This window comes from Ruegeria sp. HKCCE4148 (assembly GCF_017872495.1).
GTDB lineage: Bacteria > Pseudomonadota > Alphaproteobacteria > Rhodobacterales > Rhodobacteraceae > Ruegeria.
Map to the genome: position 1 here is coordinate 236,977 of NZ_JAEDOS010000002.1, position 18,588 is coordinate 255,564.

An 18,588-nucleotide genomic window follows, 5' to 3' on the forward strand; every position below is an offset into this window, starting at 1 on the left:
ATTCAGGCGCTGGCGAGTGGCGGGTTATGCCGCCATCATTCGGAAGGCCTCGCGTTCGATTTCCATGAACACTCGACCGGCGGTGCCGACCGAGGCATAGAGAACCGACGCTTCGGCGGCTTCCAAATCCGAATAGAAATGTGCGGCCCAGGGGCCGATATGTTTGTTCCAGAACGTTTTCTGGTCTTCTAACGTCGCCGGCGATCCGAAACGGCCTACGATCATGCCTGCCATCATCTCCATCAGTGAGGCAACGTTGTCTTCGGGTTCAAAAACGTTCTGCGTACGGGTGATCCCGCGAACAGCCATATCATTGCGCAATTGCGCCAAAGGTTTTTCGTTCAGGAACCCGGTCAGATAAAAACTGGCGTAAGGCAGTAATTCGCCACGTCCCAAACCAATGAATAGCGCGTTGAACTCACGCTCGGCAGCGGCGGGCTTGGTCACCTTGGCAACACGCGCCATAGCCTGAATGGCTTGGCCCAGATCAGTGTCGTCTCCGCTCAGCCCCGACATCTGGTCCAGAAGCAACTGATCAGGCGGGCCGGCCAAAAGCAAACCCAGAAAATTGTAAAAATCCGCGCGCAGCCGGTCTTCGGCTGAAATGTCTAAAGTCTGCGCGTTATCTGCGGTCATGGGTTATCCTTCGAATTCAAATCTCATGCGGCGCGGGGACGGGGGCAGTTCGACCTCTTCCTGCGTGTAGGCTTCGGCCAAATCCACTTCAGGTGTTGTGGGGGCGGCTTCTGTTTCTTCCATGGCGACCGAGGGTTCGGACATTGGTTCATCCTCCGAGGGGGTTTCCTCTTCGGTGTCGTCTTCACTTGCGGCCAAGGCCTCGACATGGGCCAGCATCCCTTTGCCCACCTGGTAGGCGGTCTGAAGGTTTTCGATCACACAAGCTGCGTCGGTATAGTCTTCGCCGTAATCAACCAGACCGTCCACGTTGGCCAGAACCGGATTCAGTCGCCACAACCGGCGCAAGGCCCGGCGACGCAACCGATCAGGCACCGCCTTGGCCATGAACCCCGTGACATCGTCGCCCGCCTGTAATTTATCCGGGTCAGGCAGGTTTAACTCGGCCAGAATGTCGGCGTCAGTCTTTTCTTCCAGTTCGGCGTGTTGTGCGGCTATGACGTGTTCTTCTGCCGCTATGACCTCAGCTTCGGCTTCTGCCTGTACGGCGGCCTTGCGACGGGACCAGAAATCGCGCGCCTGGGTCATTGCACAAGCCTCCGAGGTGCGCGGTAGACATCCGAGGCCTGTCTGATCCGTGGGTCGCCCTTGCCGTCCTCGACCAAATCCGTGCGTTTCTTGTCGCGGCGGCGCTTGATGAAAACTTCGTCTTTATGATGTTTGAGCGCGAAATCCCGCACCCAGGCAATCAGCCCTTCGGTCATGGGGATCTTTTCGACGATCTCTTCACCTGTGTCGGCATAGTCCTGCCCCTCAAAAGGCGAGGCCGTGATAAGCACCGCGTTCAAAGGGACGTCCCCCTTCAATTCATCCCGCAACACCAGATAAAGCGAGGGTTGTCCGTCTGACAGGTTGACCATGTAGGCTTCGGTCTCATCCGCCCAAAGGGTCAGGGGCAGGGTGGCTGCATGGTATTCAACCGCATCGCCTTCACGACGCAATTCCTGCCAATCGGCAGGACCAGCACCCGGCAAAACGGCTATGGCACGCCAACTCCATCGGGCCCAACGTGTGATCCCGGGTTTCTTGCGCACTATGACGCCAACTGGCATTTCGATCTGGCTTGCGGCCTTGGCCACTGGCTCCTCCCCGAAAGGCTCTCCCCTGCCTTTGCATGAACACTATGGTACACATTGTGTCTTTGTGCCAAGCCTGTGTCCTTAGACTTTGGTCGTATGTTTTGGTCGCAACTGCGTGAACGGAGCCGAAAACGCGTTTGTTTCCTTCGATTTTCTGCGCGAATGAGGGGTAAATAACTGCGCACGGCAGGGGGTTGAAGTTGCCGGGATGTGCGTACAGCCTAAGGTTCATGGGATGGGGAGAGCATCCCGCGGGAGGGAAAATGGGCACCAAACTACTGCTATGCGATTGCGCAGGAACTCAGGAATTGGATCCCGACAGGATCGAAAGCGCCTGTGGTGTTAGTTGTTCTAAGGTGCATACAGCGCTTTGCACGACCCAACTGCAATCTGCTGCCGAACTGATGCAAGACGGAGATACCGTGATCGCCTGCCTGCAAGAGCAGGACGTGTTCCAGTCCCTTGCCGAAGATTTGGATATCGACGTGCCTGGCTTCTTCGACCTACGCGACCGTGCGGGTTGGTCTGAACAGGGTACGGATGCAACGCCAAAGATGGCTGCACTGGCGGCTGAGGCGCTGTTGCCGCAGCCCGTCACACCCAGCGTCGATGTTATCAGCGAAGGAACTTGTTTCATCGTTGGCCCCGGCGCGGTGGGTTTTGATCTGGCTGAGAAGTTGGTGGGAACTTTGGCCGTGACTGTTCTGGCTACGGATCAGGCAGAGCCGACCTCGCGCGCTTTCGATGTGGTACGCGGACGGGTGAAGTCCGTGTCAGGGGCGCTGGGCGGGTTTTCACTGCGTCTGGACGCCGTGCAACAGGTCGTGCCGGGCGGGCGTGGTGCCTTTGCCTGGACCGAGCCCAGGAACGGAGCACAATCTGCCTGCGACATTATTCTGGACCTGACAGGCGGCGCGCCGTTCGTCCAGGCCCCCAACAAGCGCGAAGGGTATCTGAGGGCTGATCCAAAAGACGTGGTGGCCGTTGAACGCCTGGCTTTTGAGGCCATTCAGCTTGTTGGTACCTTTGAAAAGCCTTTGTACGTGAGATTGGAAGAATCCTTGTGTGCGCATTCACGGGCGGAACAGGTGGGTTGTACAAACTGTCTGGATATCTGCCCGACCGGGGCGATAACACCAGCGGGTGAGCATGTGAGCATCGACCCGATGGTATGTGCCGGATGCGGTGCGTGTGCCGCACTGTGTCCGTCGACGGCGATCACTTACGAGGATCCGACCGTTTCGGCGCTGTTGTCCCGGATGCACGTCCTGGCGCGCACCTATCGACGAGCAGGAGGGGCCGCGCCCCGGCTTTTGATTCATGATGCGCATGGGGCAGAGATGATCCGGTTGGCTGCGCGCTTTGGTCGTGGTTTGCCTTCGGATGTTATCCCGCTGGAACTAAATGTTATATCCGGTTTTGGCCACGCCGAGATGCTTGCCGCTTTGGCGCATGGTTTTGTCCGTGTGGATGTATTGCTTGCACCCACAACCGAACGGGATTCGCTGGACCACGAGATTGCTCTGGCGCGCGCGATCGCAGGCGCTGATGGGATTGGACTGATTGATGAGGCTGATCCGGACGCCATGTCTGATCTGCTCTATGGTCAAGACGTGCCGCAACCTTTGGCCGAACCGGTTCTTCCATTGGGGAACCGTCGACAGATCACACGCTTGGCCGCGCAGGCGCTAAATCCGCAGGCAGACACTCCATTGCCACTGCCCGATAACGCGCCTTATGGTGCGGTTGCAGTGAACACGGACAGTTGCACCCTGTGCCTCAGCTGTGTGTCGCTGTGTCCATCAGGGGCTTTGATCGACAATCCGGACAAGCCGCAGCTGAACTTTCAGCAGGATGCCTGCCTGCAATGCGGAATGTGCAAGACGATCTGCCCCGAAGAGGCAATCACTTTGGTTCCACAGCTTGATCTGAGCGATGCGGCCCTGTCCCAGCAGGTACTCAACGAAGAAGAACCTTTCGCTTGTGTTGAATGCGGTGCGTTGTTTGGGGTGAAATCCACTGTGGAGCGGATCATGGAAAAGCTTTCGGGCACACACCCGATGTTTGCCAGTTCGGATCAGGCGCGGATGATCCAGATGTGCGACAATTGCCGGGTTAATGTGCAGTTTCAGCAGCAGGACAATCCCTTCCAGTCAAAGCCTAAACCACGGGTCGTTACGACTGACGATTATTATTCAGATAGAAAAGATCATTGAAGCTGCAGCGGAGCCCCCAAATCTGCGGCTTTCATCCGCGAGACAAACGCGAGGATTGCATCGAGATCGTCCAGAGTCATCTGAACAGGATGGATCGGAGAAGGGCGCTCGGGGTCAAATGGCGGCGTCAGTCCGTCGATCTGTGTAAACGCAGGATGGGGGTTGAGAGCAAAGAAAGCCTCGAACCGTTCGGACCAGTCCGGCATCGCGCGCAGGACGGCAAACGATGGGGTCGAGCCCAGCCCGTTCATTCGGTTTTTGGGTCCGATCACATGGCATCGTCCGCAATGGGTCATCGACAGTTCTTCGCCAAGCACGGTATTACCGTCAACGGTTTCCTCCGACTCAGTGACCGTCAGATCGAAGCTGGCGGTAAAGGGCGCGCCTTGTGCTGGCGCAAAACTTTCAACGGTGCGCTTTCCAATATCCGAACGCAGCCAATCGCGAAAGCGGGCCTGCCGCTTATTGTCTTCGATGGTCAGATGGTAGATCACATCATCGCGGGCAAAGACCGGATCGCCGGGCGGAGCGGGATTCAGGACCATAACACCTGTGTCATCCGCAATAACGCGAATCCCGGTCTTGAGAGAGAAGCGAGGAAGAATATGTTGCAACAGACCCGAGTCTTTCACCTCGGCCGGGGCCGCAAGGCCAATCGCCTCCTGAGACAAGGAGGGGGTGGCAGAGAACGTGAGGCTCAGGCACAAGAGGACAAAGCGCATGGCTCAGCCTAACGGGGCAGGGCGCGGTGCGTCAAATAAACTGAAAGAGACGGAGACACATGCAATGAGCGGCGACCAGAATTTGGTGACACGCACGCCCCTGTCACACGGGCATATCGAAGGGGGCAAGGCATGAGTGTTCGTGACGCGGTTCTGGCGAACCTGAAAAAGATCACTGACCCGGTGTCTGGTCAAGATATTGTCAGCGCAGGTATCGTGCGTGCGCTGAATGTCGAAGGTGATACCGTACGATTTGTGCTTGAGATTGATCCAAAGCACGCGGAAAAGATGGAGCCCGTGCGAGCGACGGCCGAGAAAGCCGCGCAGATGGTCGCCGGTGTGGCCAATGTATCGGCGATGATGACCGCGCATTCCGACAAGGCTCCGCCGGATCTGAAACCGAAACCCAAACCGTCGCAAACCGGGCCGCAGGCCGTTCCGGGTGTTGATCGGATTATTGCTGTTGCTTCGGGTAAGGGCGGTGTCGGTAAGTCCACTGTCTCTGCAAACCTTGCCTGTGCGCTGGCCGCTGAAGGACGGCGCGTCGGTCTGCTGGATGCGGATGTTTACGGTCCGTCGCAGCCCCGGATGCTGGGTGTGTCCGGTCGCCCGGCCAGCCCCGATGGCAAAACCATTCTGCCTTTGCGCAATCACGGCGTGACCATGATGTCCATGGGGTTGATGACCAACGAAGGTCAGGCTGTTGTCTGGCGTGGACCCATGTTGATGGGCGCATTGCAACAGATGATGGGGCAGGTGCAGTGGGGCGCGTTGGACGTTCTGATCGTCGACCTTCCACCGGGAACGGGCGATGTGCAGCTGACGCTGAGCCAGAAGTTCCAGGTGGACGGTGCCATCGTGGTCTCAACCCCGCAGGACGTGGCTTTGATCGACGCCCGCAAGGGGATCGATATGTTCAATCAGCTCAAAACCCCGATCGTGGGCATGATCGAAAACATGTCGACCCATATCTGCTCCAACTGCGGGCACGAAGAACATGTGTTTGGTCATGGCGGTGTTGCGTCCGAGGCGGAATCTCTGGGTGTACCGCTGCTGGGTGAAATCCCACTGCATCTGGACATCCGCGTGGCCGCTGACGGAGGCGCGCCCATCGTGGTCAGCAAGCCCGATAGTCCACAGGCCGAGTCGTTCCGCAAGATCGCACGCGACCTGATCTCAAACGGTTTCGCATGAGCCAGCCGGTCTTTCCCCCTTTGCTGACGGGTCACCCGGTTCAGGGTGGGGAAGACCCGTTTGACAGGGCGCAGGCAATGGCCGCGCTGGGATGCGACGCGGGAACGGTCGTTTACAACATTCAGGCCGACCGTCTGCGCGTTGCCATCGTCTTTGCGCCTGAGGTGCCGTTGCAGGACGCGATGGCAATGCTGCCACTGTGTGCCGTAGGGTTTCAGAACGCGCTGGGCGCTCTGGCCCCGCCAGAGGTTGCTGTGCATTTGGGCTGGGACGGATTGATCTGCGTGAATGGCGCAAAATGCGGGAAGTTTCGGGTGACCTCTTCGGATGTGTCCGCTGATCAGGAGCCGGACTGGTTGATCGTAGGTTGGGAACTGGCGCTGCTGCAAACCAGCGAGGCCCCGGGTGAAACACCAGATGTCACCGCGCTTTACGACGAGGGATGTGCAGACGTATCCGCCACACAATTGGTTGAAAGCTGGTCGCGTCATACTTTGACCTGGCTGAACCGCTGGCAGGAAGATGGTAACGCGCCGCTGCACGCTGAATGGATGGGTTTGCTGCGCGGTGTAGGAGATCCGCTGGATCATGGCGGTGTTTTTTTGGGTACGGATGAACGGTTTGGAATGTTGATCCGGGACGGATCCGAAACGCACCTGCGTCCCCTGACCGAAGTGTTGGAGAACGGAAGATGAAACTGGCCCGAGCAATTCACTTCGACGAAAGCGACATGAACGTGTTTCATTCTCCGGCGCGCACCGGGGAATGGTGTGTGTCTGGCGGGTTCGAGTTCTCGAATTGGAGCGATGCAGATCTTGAAGGCAAGGCGCGTCAGGCCTTTGCGAATGGCTGGCTGGGTCTTGAAACCTTTGGCCGCGTGACATTTGTGGCCGTGACGCAGATCGAACCGGCAGAGAAAGATCAGATCGCCCGCAATCTGGCCGACCATTTTGTGCAGTTCTATGGTGCGCCTTCAGTTGAGGCAGCGCTTGGCGTGGCGCAGGCGGAAGTCGATCATATGTCAGAGCTGTGCGAAGATCATGCGCCCAACACGCTGTTGACCGTGGCCAGAGAACTGTCTGAAACTGGCGTGCACGAAGCCTATCGTGTGATCACGCCGCAGGATGCGCAGCTTGAGGCTTTGGCAGTTCATGGATCCCTCGACGACTAGATCAGATCGACAAACCCGCCGAACTGGCCGCGTTTGAAAATCAGGCCCTTTCCTGTGCGGTACATAACCTGTTCCACTTGTCCCACAATGATCAGATGATCACCAGCGTCGTGCCGCGCGTGCAGACGGCAATCGAACCGCGCCAGACATTGGGTCAATTGCGGGCGACCGGTCTCATCCTCAGTCCAATCTGCATGTGAGAAGTCTGTGCCGTCACGCGCAAAGAGCAGCGCCTGCTCTTGCTGATCCTGTGCCATCACATGAATCGAATAGTGTTCGCAGCTGCTGAAAGCGTCGAAACGGAACGATTCCTTGGCCAGACACCACAACACCAGCGGAGGGTCCAATGAGACCGAGGCAAAGGAATTCACGGTGATCGCGCGCGGTCCACCTTCGGTTTGCGTGGTAATCACAGTGACACCGGTGCCAAAACACCCCAGGGCCTCGCGAAAGGCCGGGCTTTGTTCCGGGGTGGGTATGAAAGTCTTTTCGGTCATTGCGCGCGTATTCCTTGGCCGCGCATCAGGTGCCACGCGAGGCTCGGATTGTCCATGAAAAGCTGACTGCTGCTTGCAATTTAAGCTGTCAGTTCAGGTCTTCCAGCAAGCGCCCGTGTTTTCGTGTTTCGATTATGACTTCACCGAAGGTCGTCATGCCGCGTGCCTGCAGAATCGGCAGCATCTTGACCAGCGCTTCGGCCGTGGCGACCGCATCGCCCAGCGCAGTGTGGCGCAGGGCCTCGGGGATCGTGATTTCCAGCCGTTCACACAGCGCGTCCAGCGTGTGTGTGTCGCTGGCTCCGAACAGCACGGCAGACAGCAGAACCGTGTCGAGGATCGGGTGATCCCATTCGACCTCCATCCGCTTGGCGTGACGACGCAGGAACGCCATATCGAAGGGTGCGTTATGCGCCACGATCACCGCGTCGCGGGCGAACTGATGAAATACGCGCCCGGCCTCAGTGATGTCGGGTGCGCCCTGAACCATACGGTCACTGACCTTGTGCACTTTGGTCGAAGCAGGTGGTATCGGGATGCCCGGATTCACCAGCATGTCCAAATGTTCACCCTGAACGATCTTGCCGTTGAGCACGCGCACCGCGCCGATCTGAACGATTTCATCTTTATGAGGAAGCAGCCCGGTGGTCTCGGTGTCGAAGACGACGAAACACAGATCCGACAAGGTGCGATTTTCAAACGCGTCATCCCCTGGCGTGTCGAGCAGCTCAAAATCGTAAACCAGAGGCCGCGCCTCATCAGGGGACATTTGGGCGGCACTGTCTTCGAAGACCAGCATGTAGCCGGGCGCGTCGCCCAGGGGCTTCATCCGCGCAGAATAGGTTTGCCGGCCATCTACGCTGTTCAGCGTACAATAAACGTCTTTGCCGGTTTTTCCCATTTTGGCATAGGCATCCGTCAGGCCTGTGGCCTCGATGTACTCGAAAAGCGACGCGTTCAGTCGAGGATGTGCAATCTGGGCCAGAACCTCGGCGGCCTGACCATCATACAGCACAATCTGATGCTTTGGGCTGGCCAGCAACATAGCGACCGGTATCTCGGTCAGCAGGGCGGTGAGACGTTGTTTCTCTGCTGCTAAGTACGCGGTTTCCGATGCTACGGCTTCGGCGGTTCGCATGGCGTTTGACGCCAGTTGTTCCGCCAGACCTGCCGCTGCGGGGGCCAGATCCCCCAGATAGCGCGCAGCCTGCATGTCCAGATCCGTACTGACCCCGGCATGCGCTCGGGCCCGTAGTTGGGCCGACAGGCGTTCAATTGGCTTGGCAATATTGTCGTCAAACAGCAGCCAGACACCTGCGATCAAAGCAAGCAGCCCAAACGCGATCAGGATTTCTGCAAAAATGAAGTCACCCAAAAGGTCGGGATTTCCTGCGCGGGCATAGGAAATCCACAGCGCAACTGCGCTGATCGCAATCCCGCCGAATGCCAGCAAGCAGAAGAACAAAAAAATCCTGAGCCTAAGGCTCAAATTGGTGAGCATGATCAGACCCCGCAGGTGGTCTCGATGATTGGATCGTTGGCCTCGGCTGAAATCCAGTCCGCGTTAATCAACCGACCATCATCAGCGAATTCAGCACCGTCTGCTAGATTGGCGCGGCTATTTTCAACACAGTTGACAGCCACCGGCACTTTTGAAACTGGAGCCCAGCGGCCAAAGAAGTATAGGTCGACAAGTCTTTGATCTGGAACATTTTCATTGCTGCGAACCGATATCGTGTCAATGGCGGCAAAACGATCTACGAAGGGCACCGCGTATGTCCAGGGGCGATAGAAAGCACGGCTTTCCACCTCTTGCACGATGGCCATTTCATCCGGCAGTTGATCGCGGGTGCGGTCGTACCAGGAATACTCGCTGGCAATGGTCATGCCGATCATGCCCAGACCCGCCGCAACCGGAGTGGTCCATTTCGGCAAGCGCCCACCGGTCAGCTTGTTCAGCACAAGCACGACGCCCGCAAACGCGAAGCCCGCAAAGATAGTGCCGATCAATTCCAGAAACATGTGGTCTCTCCGTTCTAGGGGGTCTTAGCCCAGCATACCCTTGCCGTGGCCAACCGCCGATTGCATTGTTTTTACCACAACAAATGCATCGCGTAGATGACTTCGCTCAAAGTCCGAAAGATCGGACGGTGGCAGATAATTGTCGGGTTTTTCACCTGACTTAACCAGCCGAACCTGATGCTCCAGGCGGGTTTCAGCGATCAGGTCGTAAGCGTCCAGCAGATCCCGAGCCCCAGACGGGCTGAGGACACCGCTGGCCTCGGCCGCTTTCAGGCGGGCACGGGTGTTGGCTTCGGTCAGCTCGCCCTGCAACGTGTATATCCGGGCCAGATCTACGACGGGCACAACACCATTGTGTTTGAGGTCCAGCGTATTGCGGTGTTCGCCCGAGCGAATGGTGGCGAACCCGCGCAACAGGCCAAGCGGGGGCGTGTGTTTCAGCGAGTTCGAAATCATATGCGCCACAAAGATCGAGTTCGCTCTGGCCGCTGCCAGTGTGTCGGCCTGAAGGTCGGCAAACAGCTCAAACGCGCCGCCGATAGGGCGCAGGTCGAACATGACCGAGGCCAGCATCTGCGCCTCTGGGTTTGGTTTGGCGATCCATCCTGTGAAATAATCGCGCCAGACGCGCACCGGCTGACACCAGCGCGGATTGGTCGCCATCATGTCGCCGGGGCAGTAGAAGTACCCGCAAATGTCCAGCCCGTCCGAGACGAATTTCGCCAACCTGGTGAAATAGGCCATGTCTTCATCGGTCACGCTGTCATCCAGCATCAGACAATTGTCCTGATCCGATACGCCGGTTTGTTCCTGCCGTCCCTGAGACCCGCATGCAAGCCACAGATAGGGTACCGGGGGCGGGCCCAGTTCAGCTTCGGCGAGTGCTAATAGGCGTCGCGTGGCGGTATCCGCGATATCGGTGATCAGTCGGGTGACAATTTCGTGCCGGTTCCCGCCGGCAACCAGCTGCACAAGAAGCTGCGGGATCTCTTCGGTCACGCGTGCCATTTCTTCGGCCGTGTCAGCCTGCGCAATGCGGCGCACCAGCTCGGCCGAGTTCACGGCCTGATAATGGGTCAGATCGGTCTGCGTCACGATCCCGACCAGCCGACCGCCTTCGGAGATCGGGATATGGCCAATGCCGCGCTCCATCATGATGTGCAGCACATCCGACCCGATATCGCTGGGCGACAATGTAACCGGGTTCGCGGTCATGATTTCAGAAATGGGCGTGGAGGCGGGTAGGCCGTCTGCAACGTATTTGCCCGAGATATCCCGCAGGGTCGCAATGCCCTGCAAGCTTTCACCGTCCGTGATGCAGAGCGACGAAATATGTTTGTCGCGCATGATCCGCGCGGCGTCCTGAACCGACGTGTCAGCGGGGCAGGTGGCCGGGTTATGCGCCATCAATACGTCGATCGAACTGGTAGCCAGGCTTTGCGGACCACTGCGGTCGCCACGTGTGCGGTCAAAGAACTTTGCCACAACATCATGGTTATCGATCAAACTCCGGACCAGATCCGGTGGCAGAACCATTAGAACTGACGGCGTATGCGCGCGGGCTTTGGTGGCGGCTTTGCCGTCTTTCAGCAGGCCCCTTTCGCCAAAGGAATTGCGCAGACCCAGATGAGAGACGATGGCACCGTTCTCATCGGTAATTTCGACCTGTCCTTCATAGATCACGAACACCCCGGGTAACTTGTGGCCCAGCTCAAAGACCGAGGCGTCTTCCTCAACTTCCCAGACCTCGATCTGTTTGACGATCTGATCCAGGGCGTCGGAAGGCAACGCGTCATAGGGATGAACGGATTTCAGAAACCGGGCTATTTCGTCATGGGACAGGGGCATGTGTCGTCTCCGGTGTTCTGGTTAAAAAATCCCGCCCAGTGATGTGCTGGGCGGGAACAGTGGATCGAAAGACGCGGTCGAAGGCAAGAACCAACGACCGCATCAAGCTCATTTGTTCTGAGCTGCGCCCGCACCACGGGGAATGCGTACGCTTTCGACCAGATCCTTGATCTCCTGCGGAGTCTCTTTGGTCGCGCCTGCAACAACGTAGGCAACCGCAAAGTTGATCATCGCACCGATTGCGCCGAACGAGGTCGACTTGATCGGACCCAGCAGCGGGTCAGCATCGGTGAACGAGTTGGTACCCGGAATGAACAACCAGCCCTTGTGCAGGAAGATGTAGACCAGGGTCACAACCAGACCAGCCAGCATACCTGCAACCGCGCCGGTGTTGTTGATGCGGGTCGAGAAGATCCCCATCATCAGCGCCGGGAAGATCGAGGCTGCCGCAAGACCAAAGGCCAGGGCCACGGTTTGCGCCGCAAATCCGGGTGGGTTCAGACCCAGGTAGGTTGCGACAACGATGGCGACGGCCATTGCGATACGAGCAGCCAGCAATTCACCCTTTTCAGAGATTTGCGGGTTGATCGCACCTTTGACAAGGTCGTGGGACACCGCTGACGAAATCGCTAGCAAAAGACCCGCAGCGGTTGACAGAGCAGCCGCAAGACCACCGGCAGCGACCAGACCGATCACCCAACCCGGCAGGTTGGCGATTTCGGGGTTGGCCAGAACCAGGATGTCACGGTTGAACTTGGTCAGCTCGTTACCGACCCAGCCGTTTTCTTCCGCAATGGAAGCCATGGCTTCGGACTTGTCATTGTAGTACTGGATTTTGCCGTCACCGTTCTTGTCTTCCCAATCCAGAAGACCGGTTTTCTGCCAGGTTTTCATCCAGTCATAGCGCGGATCGGTGTCGATTTCCTCGACCGAGACAGCGCCACCTTCGATGCCACCATTGGGCCACATCATGTCGGTGATGTTCAGACGTGCCATTGCGCCAACCGCAGGGGCGGTCAGGTACAGCAGCGCGATGAAGACCAGAGTCCAGCCAGCCGACCAACGTGCGTCAGATACTTTCGGCACGGTGAAGAAGCGCATGATCACGTGCGGCAGACCGGCGGTACCGATCATCAGCGACAGCGTGAACAGAACCATGTTCAGCGTGTTCGAATGGTGGGCGGTGTACTCGTTGAAGCCCAGCTCGGTCACGATTGCATCCAGCTTGGTCAGCAGGGGCTCACCGCTTGCGGTGTCACCAAACAGACCCAGAGCAGGGATCGGCGTGCCGGTCAGCTGCAGCGAGATGAAGATCGCCGGGATGGTGTAGGCTGTGATCAGCACGCAGTACTGAGCAACCTGGGTGTATGTCACACCTTTCATCCCGCCAAACACCGCGTAGGCAAAGACCACACAAGCACCGATCAGCAGACCGGACGTGTTCGACACCTCAAGGAAGCGGCCAAAGGCCACGCCAACACCGGTCATCTGACCGATAACGTAGGTCACCGACGCAACGATCAGACAGATCACCGCAACAACGCGTGCGGTCTGGCTGTAGAAACGGTCGCCGATGAATTCCGAGACAGTGTATTTGCCGAACTTGCGCAGGTAAGGCGCAAGCAGCAGAGCCAGCAGCACGTAGCCACCGGTCCAACCCATCAGGAATGTCGAGTTGTCATAGCCGGTAAAGGCAATCAGGCCCGCCATCGAGATGAACGAGGCCGCAGACATCCAGTCCGCCGCTGTCGCCATACCGTTGGTGACCGGGTGAACGCCGCGACCGGCGGCGTAGAACTCCGATGTGGAACCCGCGCGGGCCCAGATCGCGATGCCGATGTATAGCGCGAATGATGCGCCAACAAACAGCAGGTTGATGGTAAACTGATCCATAATCCCCGCTCTCCCTTATTCTTCGTCTACGCCGAATTCGGCGTCCAGCTTGTTCATGCGCCAGGCGTAGTTGAAGATCAGCACCAAGAAGACCAGGATCGATCCCTGTTGTGCGAACCAAAAGCCCAGATCGGTTCCGCCAACGGCGATCCCCGACAGCAATGGACGCAGCAGAATGCCGAATCCAAACGACACCAGCGCCCAGATTGCGAGGCTGATGTAAATGAGGCGCAGGTTGGCTTGCCAATAGCCCTTATCGGCTTCGGACGCCTGCGCGGAGTTTGTTGAATGATCCGCCATCGCGGGTTCCTCCTTCGCTTCCTCGTTGGGCGGCCCGTGCCCAATTCCTCCAGTGACGCGGACCGCTTCTCGATTGTACCAAACGCCCCGTGACGTCCGGCAAAACTTCTCTGTTCCGCCAAGGCGGTTCATTGAAGTATTCTTTTAAGGATCAAGGCCTTGCGGCCGATCTCCTCCCCTTACTTCATCGCGCCGCTGACGATTTCCTCCAGGTCGCGGGCGATGTCTTCAATCTTGCCCATGGCGTTGGTGCGTTGCAGCACGCCATGGCCTTTGTAATAGGTGATCAATGGCGCGGTCTGTGCGTGATAAGCTGCCAACCGCGACGCCACGGTTTCGGCATTATCATCCGCACGGCGCTTGAATTCAGTGTGACCACACTTGTCGCATGTGCCGTCTTCGACAGGCTTTTTGAACGTGTCGTGATAGCCTTCGCCACAGCCGGCGCAGGTGTAGCGACCCGAGATGCGGATCACCATTTCGGCGTCTTCGACCTCAAGGCTGATCGCAGCGTTGATCTTCTGATTGTTCGACGCAAGCAGTCCGTCCAGCGCTTCGGCCTGAACCGTAGTGCGGGGGAAGCCGTCCAGAATGACGCCCTTGGCGCAATCTGGCTGGGCCATACGGTCGCGTAGGATGGCGATGACGATGTCGTCACTGACCAGGTCGCCCGCTTCCATGACGGCTTTGGCGGCAAGACCTGCTTCTGTACCAGCCGCGACAGCCTCGCGCAGCAAGTCGCCGGTGCTGAGTTGAACCAGCCCGAATTTCTCTTCCAACATACGGGCCTGTGTGCCCTTCCCGGCGCCCGGAGGGCCGAGAAGGATCAGAACGGCGGGAGTGGTGATCGTGGCAGCGTCCATCACGTCCTCACTTATTCGCACGGTTTTCGATCAGGTCTTCGACAACCGACGGGTCGGCCAGTGTCGACGTGTCACCCAGGCTGCCAAAGTCGTTCTCGGCAATCTTGCGCAGGATACGGCGCATGATTTTGCCCGAACGTGTTTTGGGCAGGCCAGGGGCCCACTGGATCACATCCGGCGAGGCAATCGGGCCGATTTCCGTGCGGACCCAGGTGCGCAGCTCTTTCAACAGCTCATCCGAAGGCTCGCGGTCATTCATCAAGGTGACGTAGCAATAGATGCCTTGCCCTTTGATTTCATGGGGATAGCCGACCACGGCAGCCTCAGCGACTGCGGCATGAGCGACCAGCGCGCTTTCGACCTCGGCCGTGCCCATGCGGTGACCGGACACGTTGATCACGTCATCGACGCGGCCGGTGATCCAATAGTCACCATCTTCGTCACGGCGGCAGCCGTCACCGGTGAAGTAGTAGCCTTTATAGTCCGAGAAATAGGTCTTCTCGAACCGCTCATGATCGCCCCAGACGGTGCGCATCTGACCGGGCCAGCTGTCTTTGATACACAGAACACCCTCGACGCCGTTGCCCTCGATCTCGACACCCGACTGAGGGTCCAGAACGACAGGCTGGATGCCAAAGAACGGCTTCATCGCGGAACCGGGCTTCATCGCATGTGCACCGGGCAGGGGGGTCATCAGGTGACCGCCGGTTTCCGTCTGCCACCAAGTGTCCACGATGGGGCATTTGCCCTTGCCAACGACGTCGTTGTACCAGTTCCAGGCTTCGGGGTTGATCGGCTCACCCACTGTGCCCAGCGTGCGCAGATCGCTCAAGTCGCATTTCTCGACAAACTCGTTGCCCTGTCCCATCAGCGCACGGATCGCGGTTGGCGCGGTGTAGAACTGATTGACTTTGTGCTTTTCACAGACCTGCCAAAAGCGCGAAGCATCTGGGAAGGTCGGAACGCCTTCGAACATCAACGTGGTCGCGCCATTGGCCAGCGGGCCGTAGACGATATAGCTGTGGCCGGTGACCCAACCCACGTCCGCCGTGCACCAGTACACGTCGCCTTCGTGGTAATCGAAGGTGATCTCATGCGTCATCGAGGCATAAACCAGATAGCCGCCAGTGGTGTGCACAACGCCCTTGGGCTGTCCGGTTGAACCGGATGTATAAAGAATGAACAGCGGATCTTCGGCGTTCATCTCGGCGGGCGCGCAGTAGTCGTCCGCCTCAAGCGCCATTTCGTTGTAGTCAAAGTCGCGCCCGTCGATCCAGGTGGTCTGACCACCGGTGCGCTTGACCACCAGACATTTCACACTGTCTTTGCAGTGTAGCAAGGCCGCATCCGCGTTGGACTTCAGCGGTGTCTTGCGACCGCCACGTGGCGCTTCATCCGCTGTGATCACAACCTTGGCGTCGCAGCCATTGATCCGAGCTGCCAGCGCGTCGGGCGAAAAGCCAGCGAAAACAATCGAGTGAATGGCGCCGATCCGTGCGCAGGCTAGCATTGCATAAGCGGCCTCGGGGATCATCGGCAGGTAGATGACAACACGGTCGCCTTTGCGCACGCCCAGCGATTCCAGGATGTTGGCCATCCGGCAGGTACGGCGGTGCAGTTCGGCGTATGAGATATGCTGCGCCGGATCATTTGGATCGTCCGGCTCCCAGATGATGGCTGTTTGGTCGCCACGTGTCTTTAGATGGCGGTCCAGGCAGTTGGCCGAAACGTTTAGCGTGCCATCAGCGTACCAGTTGATCTTGACCGAGCCGAAGTCGTAGTTGACGTCCTTTACCTGTGAGAAGGGCTTGATCCAATCGACGCGCTTGCCTTGCTCACCCCAAAACGTGTCGGGGTCAGAGATTGAGGCGGCGTACATGTCTGCGTATTTCGCAGCATCGACATGTGCACGAGCAACAGTGTCTGCGGATGGCGGATAGGTCTTGGCATCTGCCTGGGCAGCGGTGGTCATCTTTGAGGCTCCTCCCTCTGGACTGGATTACGTTGGGTCGTTTTTGCCCGATTGTTCAGCAAAGTCGATCCCGTTCCTCCCCGGTCAAAGTATTACCGGGTTCAGAAAATAAATAAATAAATTGCCGTAATCTTTGGATTTGTTTGTAAAGAAATTTCGGCGCGTTGCTTATTTTTGTAAAAATTTACGGTCTAAATTGAATAAATTACTATTTAACAGAGACATAAATGTAACGATTACTCCTGGTGGTTTCGCGCGTTTCTACGGTCGGCAAACTTGGCCAGGTGTTCCTTGTGGTCTCGGATCTAGGAACACATGCGACCCTGAGGGTTGGCACATCCGAATGTTGGCGCTAGCTTCGTTGCAAGCGCTTCGGGAAGAGGCGCACCAAAGGGAGACAAAATCATGAAAAATATGTTGAGCGGTGCTGCCGTCGCCGCCTTGAGCTTTGCGTTTGTCAGCGAGGCTGCCGCGACCGAGTGGAATGCATCCGTCTGGGGCAAGCGCCGCGCATTTACGGAACATGTCGAAAAGCTTTCCGAGCTTGTCAGCGAAAAGACAAATGGAGAGTTCACGATCAATGTCAGCTATGGTGGCCTGTCCAAACCACGCGAAAACCTGGATGGTATCGAAATCGGGGCCTTTGAAATGGCTCAGTTCTGCGCTGGCTATCACCGCGACAAGAACCGGGCGATCACCGTTCTGGAACTGCCGTTCCTTGGTGTAAACAATCTTGAAGAAGAGGTTGCTGTAAGCCACGCTGTATATGATCACCCGGCGGTCAAAGATGAGATGGCGCAGTGGAATGCCCGTATCATCATGACCTCGCCCATGCCGCAGTATAATATCGTGGGTACGGGCGAACCCCGCGACCAATTGGCTAAGTTCGACGGAATGCGTGTCCGTGCAACGGGCGGTTTGGGCCAAGCGTTCGAGGCTGTGGGTGGTGTGCCAACTTCAGTCCCGGCAACCGAAGCTTATAATGCAATGGAATCGGGTGTTGTGGATACAGTGGCCTTCGCCCAGCATGCACACTTGTCTTTCGGCACGATCAACGAGGCTGATTGGTGGACGGCCAACCTGAACCCTGGCACGGTGAACTGTCCCGTGGTTGTGAATATCGACGCCTATGAAGCACTGCCTGCCGAGCATCGCGAAGCGCTGGACAGCTCAATTGACGAGGCGATTGATCACTACCTAGCGAACTATGGCGGTCTGCTCGAACAGTGGGACAGCGTCCTCGAAGAAAAGGGTGTGCAGAAGGTGATGATTGACGACGCCGTGATCGAGGAATTCCGCACCAAAGCCGCAGATCCGATCCGAGAGAAATGGATTGCAGACATGACGGAACAGGGGCTGCCGGCGCAAGACCTGTATGATCTGGTTCAAACCACTTTGAAGCAGCAGCGCGGCGGTAACTGATCTTTTAGACCGGGTGCCCCGTCGGGTGCCCGGTTCACTTTCAAGAACAAGGAACCACCGGAATGGCAGGACAGGCCACGGTGCTGGAAGACGGTAGCCGTCTAAGCCAGCTGGACCGGCATTTGTTAAAGCTTGAACGCTTTCTTGCATTGATCAGCGGCATAGCGGTTTTTGGATTGATGGTTCTGGCCGTCGTTTCGGTCAGCGGGCGCAACGCGATCAACGCGCCGTTGCCCGGTTATGTCGACTGGATCGAACAGGCGATGCCACTGATTGCTTTCCTGGGCATCTCTTTTGTGCAGCGCGACGGCGGGCATATCCGCATGGATATCGTCATCTCGCGGCTTCACGGCCGGGCCTTGTGGCTGTTCGAGCTGATCTCGGTCCTTCTGATCTTGGTGTTGATGCTGGCACTTGTGTGGGGCAGTTGGTCCCATTTCGACCGGTCCTTCGACTTTGGTGCGCCGCTCTGGAGCAGAGACAGTTCCATCGACATCGGTATTCCCTTGTGGCCGGCCAAGCTGTTGGCGCCCGTAGCCTTTTCGGTGTTGTGCGCGCGGCTGGTGCTTCAGGTGTGGGGCTATGGGCGTGCATTTGTGCTGGGGCTCGAGACCCCTGTGGCGGTTCCACTTCTTCAGGATGCTGCGGCCCAAGCGGCGGCTGAGGCCGAACAGTTCGAAGGGCAGGACTAGA

19 protein-coding genes are annotated in these 18,588 nt (G+C 57.8%); 7 read left to right on the forward strand and 12 right to left on the reverse strand.

Annotation, left to right across the window (positions count from 1 at the left end; translation table 11 throughout):
* Positions 1-24: 24 nt before the first annotated feature.
* The 3 genes from I9187_RS06345 to I9187_RS06355 are packed head-to-tail and all read right to left on the reverse strand — an operon-like array spanning position 25 to position 1,775.
* On the reverse strand, positions 25-636 hold the full coding sequence (locus I9187_RS06345; RefSeq protein ID WP_171174561.1) for a molecular chaperone TorD family protein: 612 nt from the start codon (positions 634-636) through the stop codon (positions 25-27).
* A gap of 3 nt (positions 637-639) precedes the next feature.
* Positions 640-1,224: a DUF3306 domain-containing protein gene (locus I9187_RS06350; protein WP_171711949.1), complete on the reverse strand. Its 585-nt coding sequence runs from the start codon at positions 1,222-1,224 to the stop codon at positions 640-642.
* A complete protein-coding gene (locus tag I9187_RS06355) occupies positions 1,221-1,775 on the reverse strand; it encodes a DUF3305 domain-containing protein (protein ID WP_171619223.1) in 555 nt (184 codons plus the stop codon). The genes I9187_RS06350 and I9187_RS06355 overlap by 4 nt, the downstream gene beginning before the upstream one ends.
* Positions 1,776-2,038: 263 nt before the next feature.
* Between I9187_RS06355 and I9187_RS06360 the strand changes: the two genes are divergently transcribed.
* Positions 2,039-3,991 (forward strand): 4Fe-4S binding protein, encoded by a 1,953-nt coding sequence (locus I9187_RS06360; RefSeq protein ID WP_209509230.1) that lies wholly within the window; start codon positions 2,039-2,041, stop codon positions 3,989-3,991.
* Here the strand turns inward: I9187_RS06360 and I9187_RS06365 are convergent.
* The gene (locus I9187_RS06365) at positions 3,985-4,713 is read right to left on the reverse strand and encodes a hypothetical protein (RefSeq protein ID WP_171174553.1); all 729 of its coding nucleotides are present in this window, start codon (positions 4,711-4,713) and stop codon (positions 3,985-3,987) included. The genes I9187_RS06360 and I9187_RS06365 overlap by 7 nt on opposite strands.
* On the opposite strand from I9187_RS06365, the gene I9187_RS06370 reads away from it, so the two are divergent.
* From I9187_RS06370 to I9187_RS06385, 4 genes are read left to right on the forward strand one after another with little or no spacing between them, the layout of a single operon-like run.
* The gene (locus tag I9187_RS06370; RefSeq protein ID WP_171174551.1) at positions 4,712-4,849 is read left to right on the forward strand and encodes a hypothetical protein; all 138 of its coding nucleotides are present in this window, start codon (positions 4,712-4,714) and stop codon (positions 4,847-4,849) included. The two genes, I9187_RS06365 and I9187_RS06370, sit on opposite strands and share 2 nt — an antisense overlap.
* The gene (locus I9187_RS06375) at positions 4,846-5,907 is read left to right on the forward strand and encodes an Mrp/NBP35 family ATP-binding protein (RefSeq protein WP_171174549.1); all 1,062 of its coding nucleotides are present in this window, start codon (positions 4,846-4,848) and stop codon (positions 5,905-5,907) included. The genes I9187_RS06370 and I9187_RS06375 overlap by 4 nt, the downstream gene beginning before the upstream one ends.
* Positions 5,904-6,602, forward strand: coding sequence for a biotin/lipoate--protein ligase family protein (locus I9187_RS06380; protein WP_171174547.1), 699 nt, complete (start codon positions 5,904-5,906; stop codon positions 6,600-6,602). Before I9187_RS06375 ends, I9187_RS06380 begins: the two co-directional genes overlap by 4 nt.
* Entirely contained in the window at positions 6,599-7,078 is a 480-nt protein-coding gene (locus tag I9187_RS06385; protein ID WP_171174545.1) for a DUF6505 family protein, read from the forward strand. Before I9187_RS06380 ends, I9187_RS06385 begins: the two co-directional genes overlap by 4 nt.
* Here I9187_RS06385 and I9187_RS06390 read toward each other — a convergent pair.
* The 8 genes from I9187_RS06390 to acs form a co-directional block, all read right to left on the reverse strand.
* Positions 7,075-7,575, reverse strand: a complete 501-nt coding sequence (locus tag I9187_RS06390; protein WP_171174543.1) for a flavin reductase family protein — start codon at positions 7,573-7,575, stop codon at positions 7,075-7,077. The two genes, I9187_RS06385 and I9187_RS06390, sit on opposite strands and share 4 nt — an antisense overlap.
* An 88-nt stretch (positions 7,576-7,663) precedes the next feature.
* Positions 7,664-9,076, reverse strand: coding sequence for an exonuclease domain-containing protein (locus tag I9187_RS06395; RefSeq protein ID WP_171174541.1), 1,413 nt, complete (start codon positions 9,074-9,076; stop codon positions 7,664-7,666).
* Positions 9,077-9,078: 2 nt separating this feature from the next.
* A complete protein-coding gene (locus I9187_RS06400) occupies positions 9,079-9,597 on the reverse strand; it encodes a hypothetical protein (RefSeq protein ID WP_171234094.1) in 519 nt (172 codons plus the stop codon).
* Positions 9,598-9,621: 24 nt separating this feature from the next.
* A complete protein-coding gene (locus tag I9187_RS06405) occupies positions 9,622-11,445 on the reverse strand; it encodes a DUF294 nucleotidyltransferase-like domain-containing protein (protein WP_209940116.1) in 1,824 nt (607 codons plus the stop codon).
* Between the two features lie 108 nt (positions 11,446-11,553).
* On the reverse strand, positions 11,554-13,338 hold the full coding sequence (locus I9187_RS06410; RefSeq protein WP_171174535.1) for a sodium:solute symporter family protein: 1,785 nt from the start codon (positions 13,336-13,338) through the stop codon (positions 11,554-11,556).
* 15 nt (positions 13,339-13,353) lie between these two features.
* Positions 13,354-13,638 carry a DUF4212 domain-containing protein gene (locus tag I9187_RS06415; RefSeq protein WP_171174533.1) on the reverse strand — a complete coding sequence of 95 codons (285 nt, stop codon included), beginning with the start codon at positions 13,636-13,638 and terminating at the stop codon, positions 13,354-13,356.
* Positions 13,639-13,817: 179 nt separating this feature from the next.
* Positions 13,818-14,501, reverse strand: a complete 684-nt coding sequence (locus tag I9187_RS06420) for an adenylate kinase (RefSeq protein WP_171174531.1) — start codon at positions 14,499-14,501, stop codon at positions 13,818-13,820.
* Positions 14,502-14,508: 7 nt separating this feature from the next.
* A complete protein-coding gene (gene acs / locus I9187_RS06425; RefSeq protein WP_171174529.1) occupies positions 14,509-16,473 on the reverse strand; it encodes an acetate--CoA ligase in 1,965 nt (654 codons plus the stop codon).
* 405 nt (positions 16,474-16,878) lie between these two features.
* On the opposite strand from acs, the gene dctP reads away from it, so the two are divergent.
* Positions 16,879-17,895 carry a TRAP transporter substrate-binding protein DctP gene (dctP, locus tag I9187_RS06430; protein ID WP_171174527.1) on the forward strand — a complete coding sequence of 339 codons (1,017 nt, stop codon included), beginning with the start codon at positions 16,879-16,881 and terminating at the stop codon, positions 17,893-17,895.
* 62 nt (positions 17,896-17,957) lie between these two features.
* Entirely contained in the window at positions 17,958-18,587 is a 630-nt protein-coding gene (locus I9187_RS06435) for a TRAP transporter small permease (protein WP_209940117.1), read from the forward strand.
* Position 18,588: the final 1 nt, after the last annotated feature.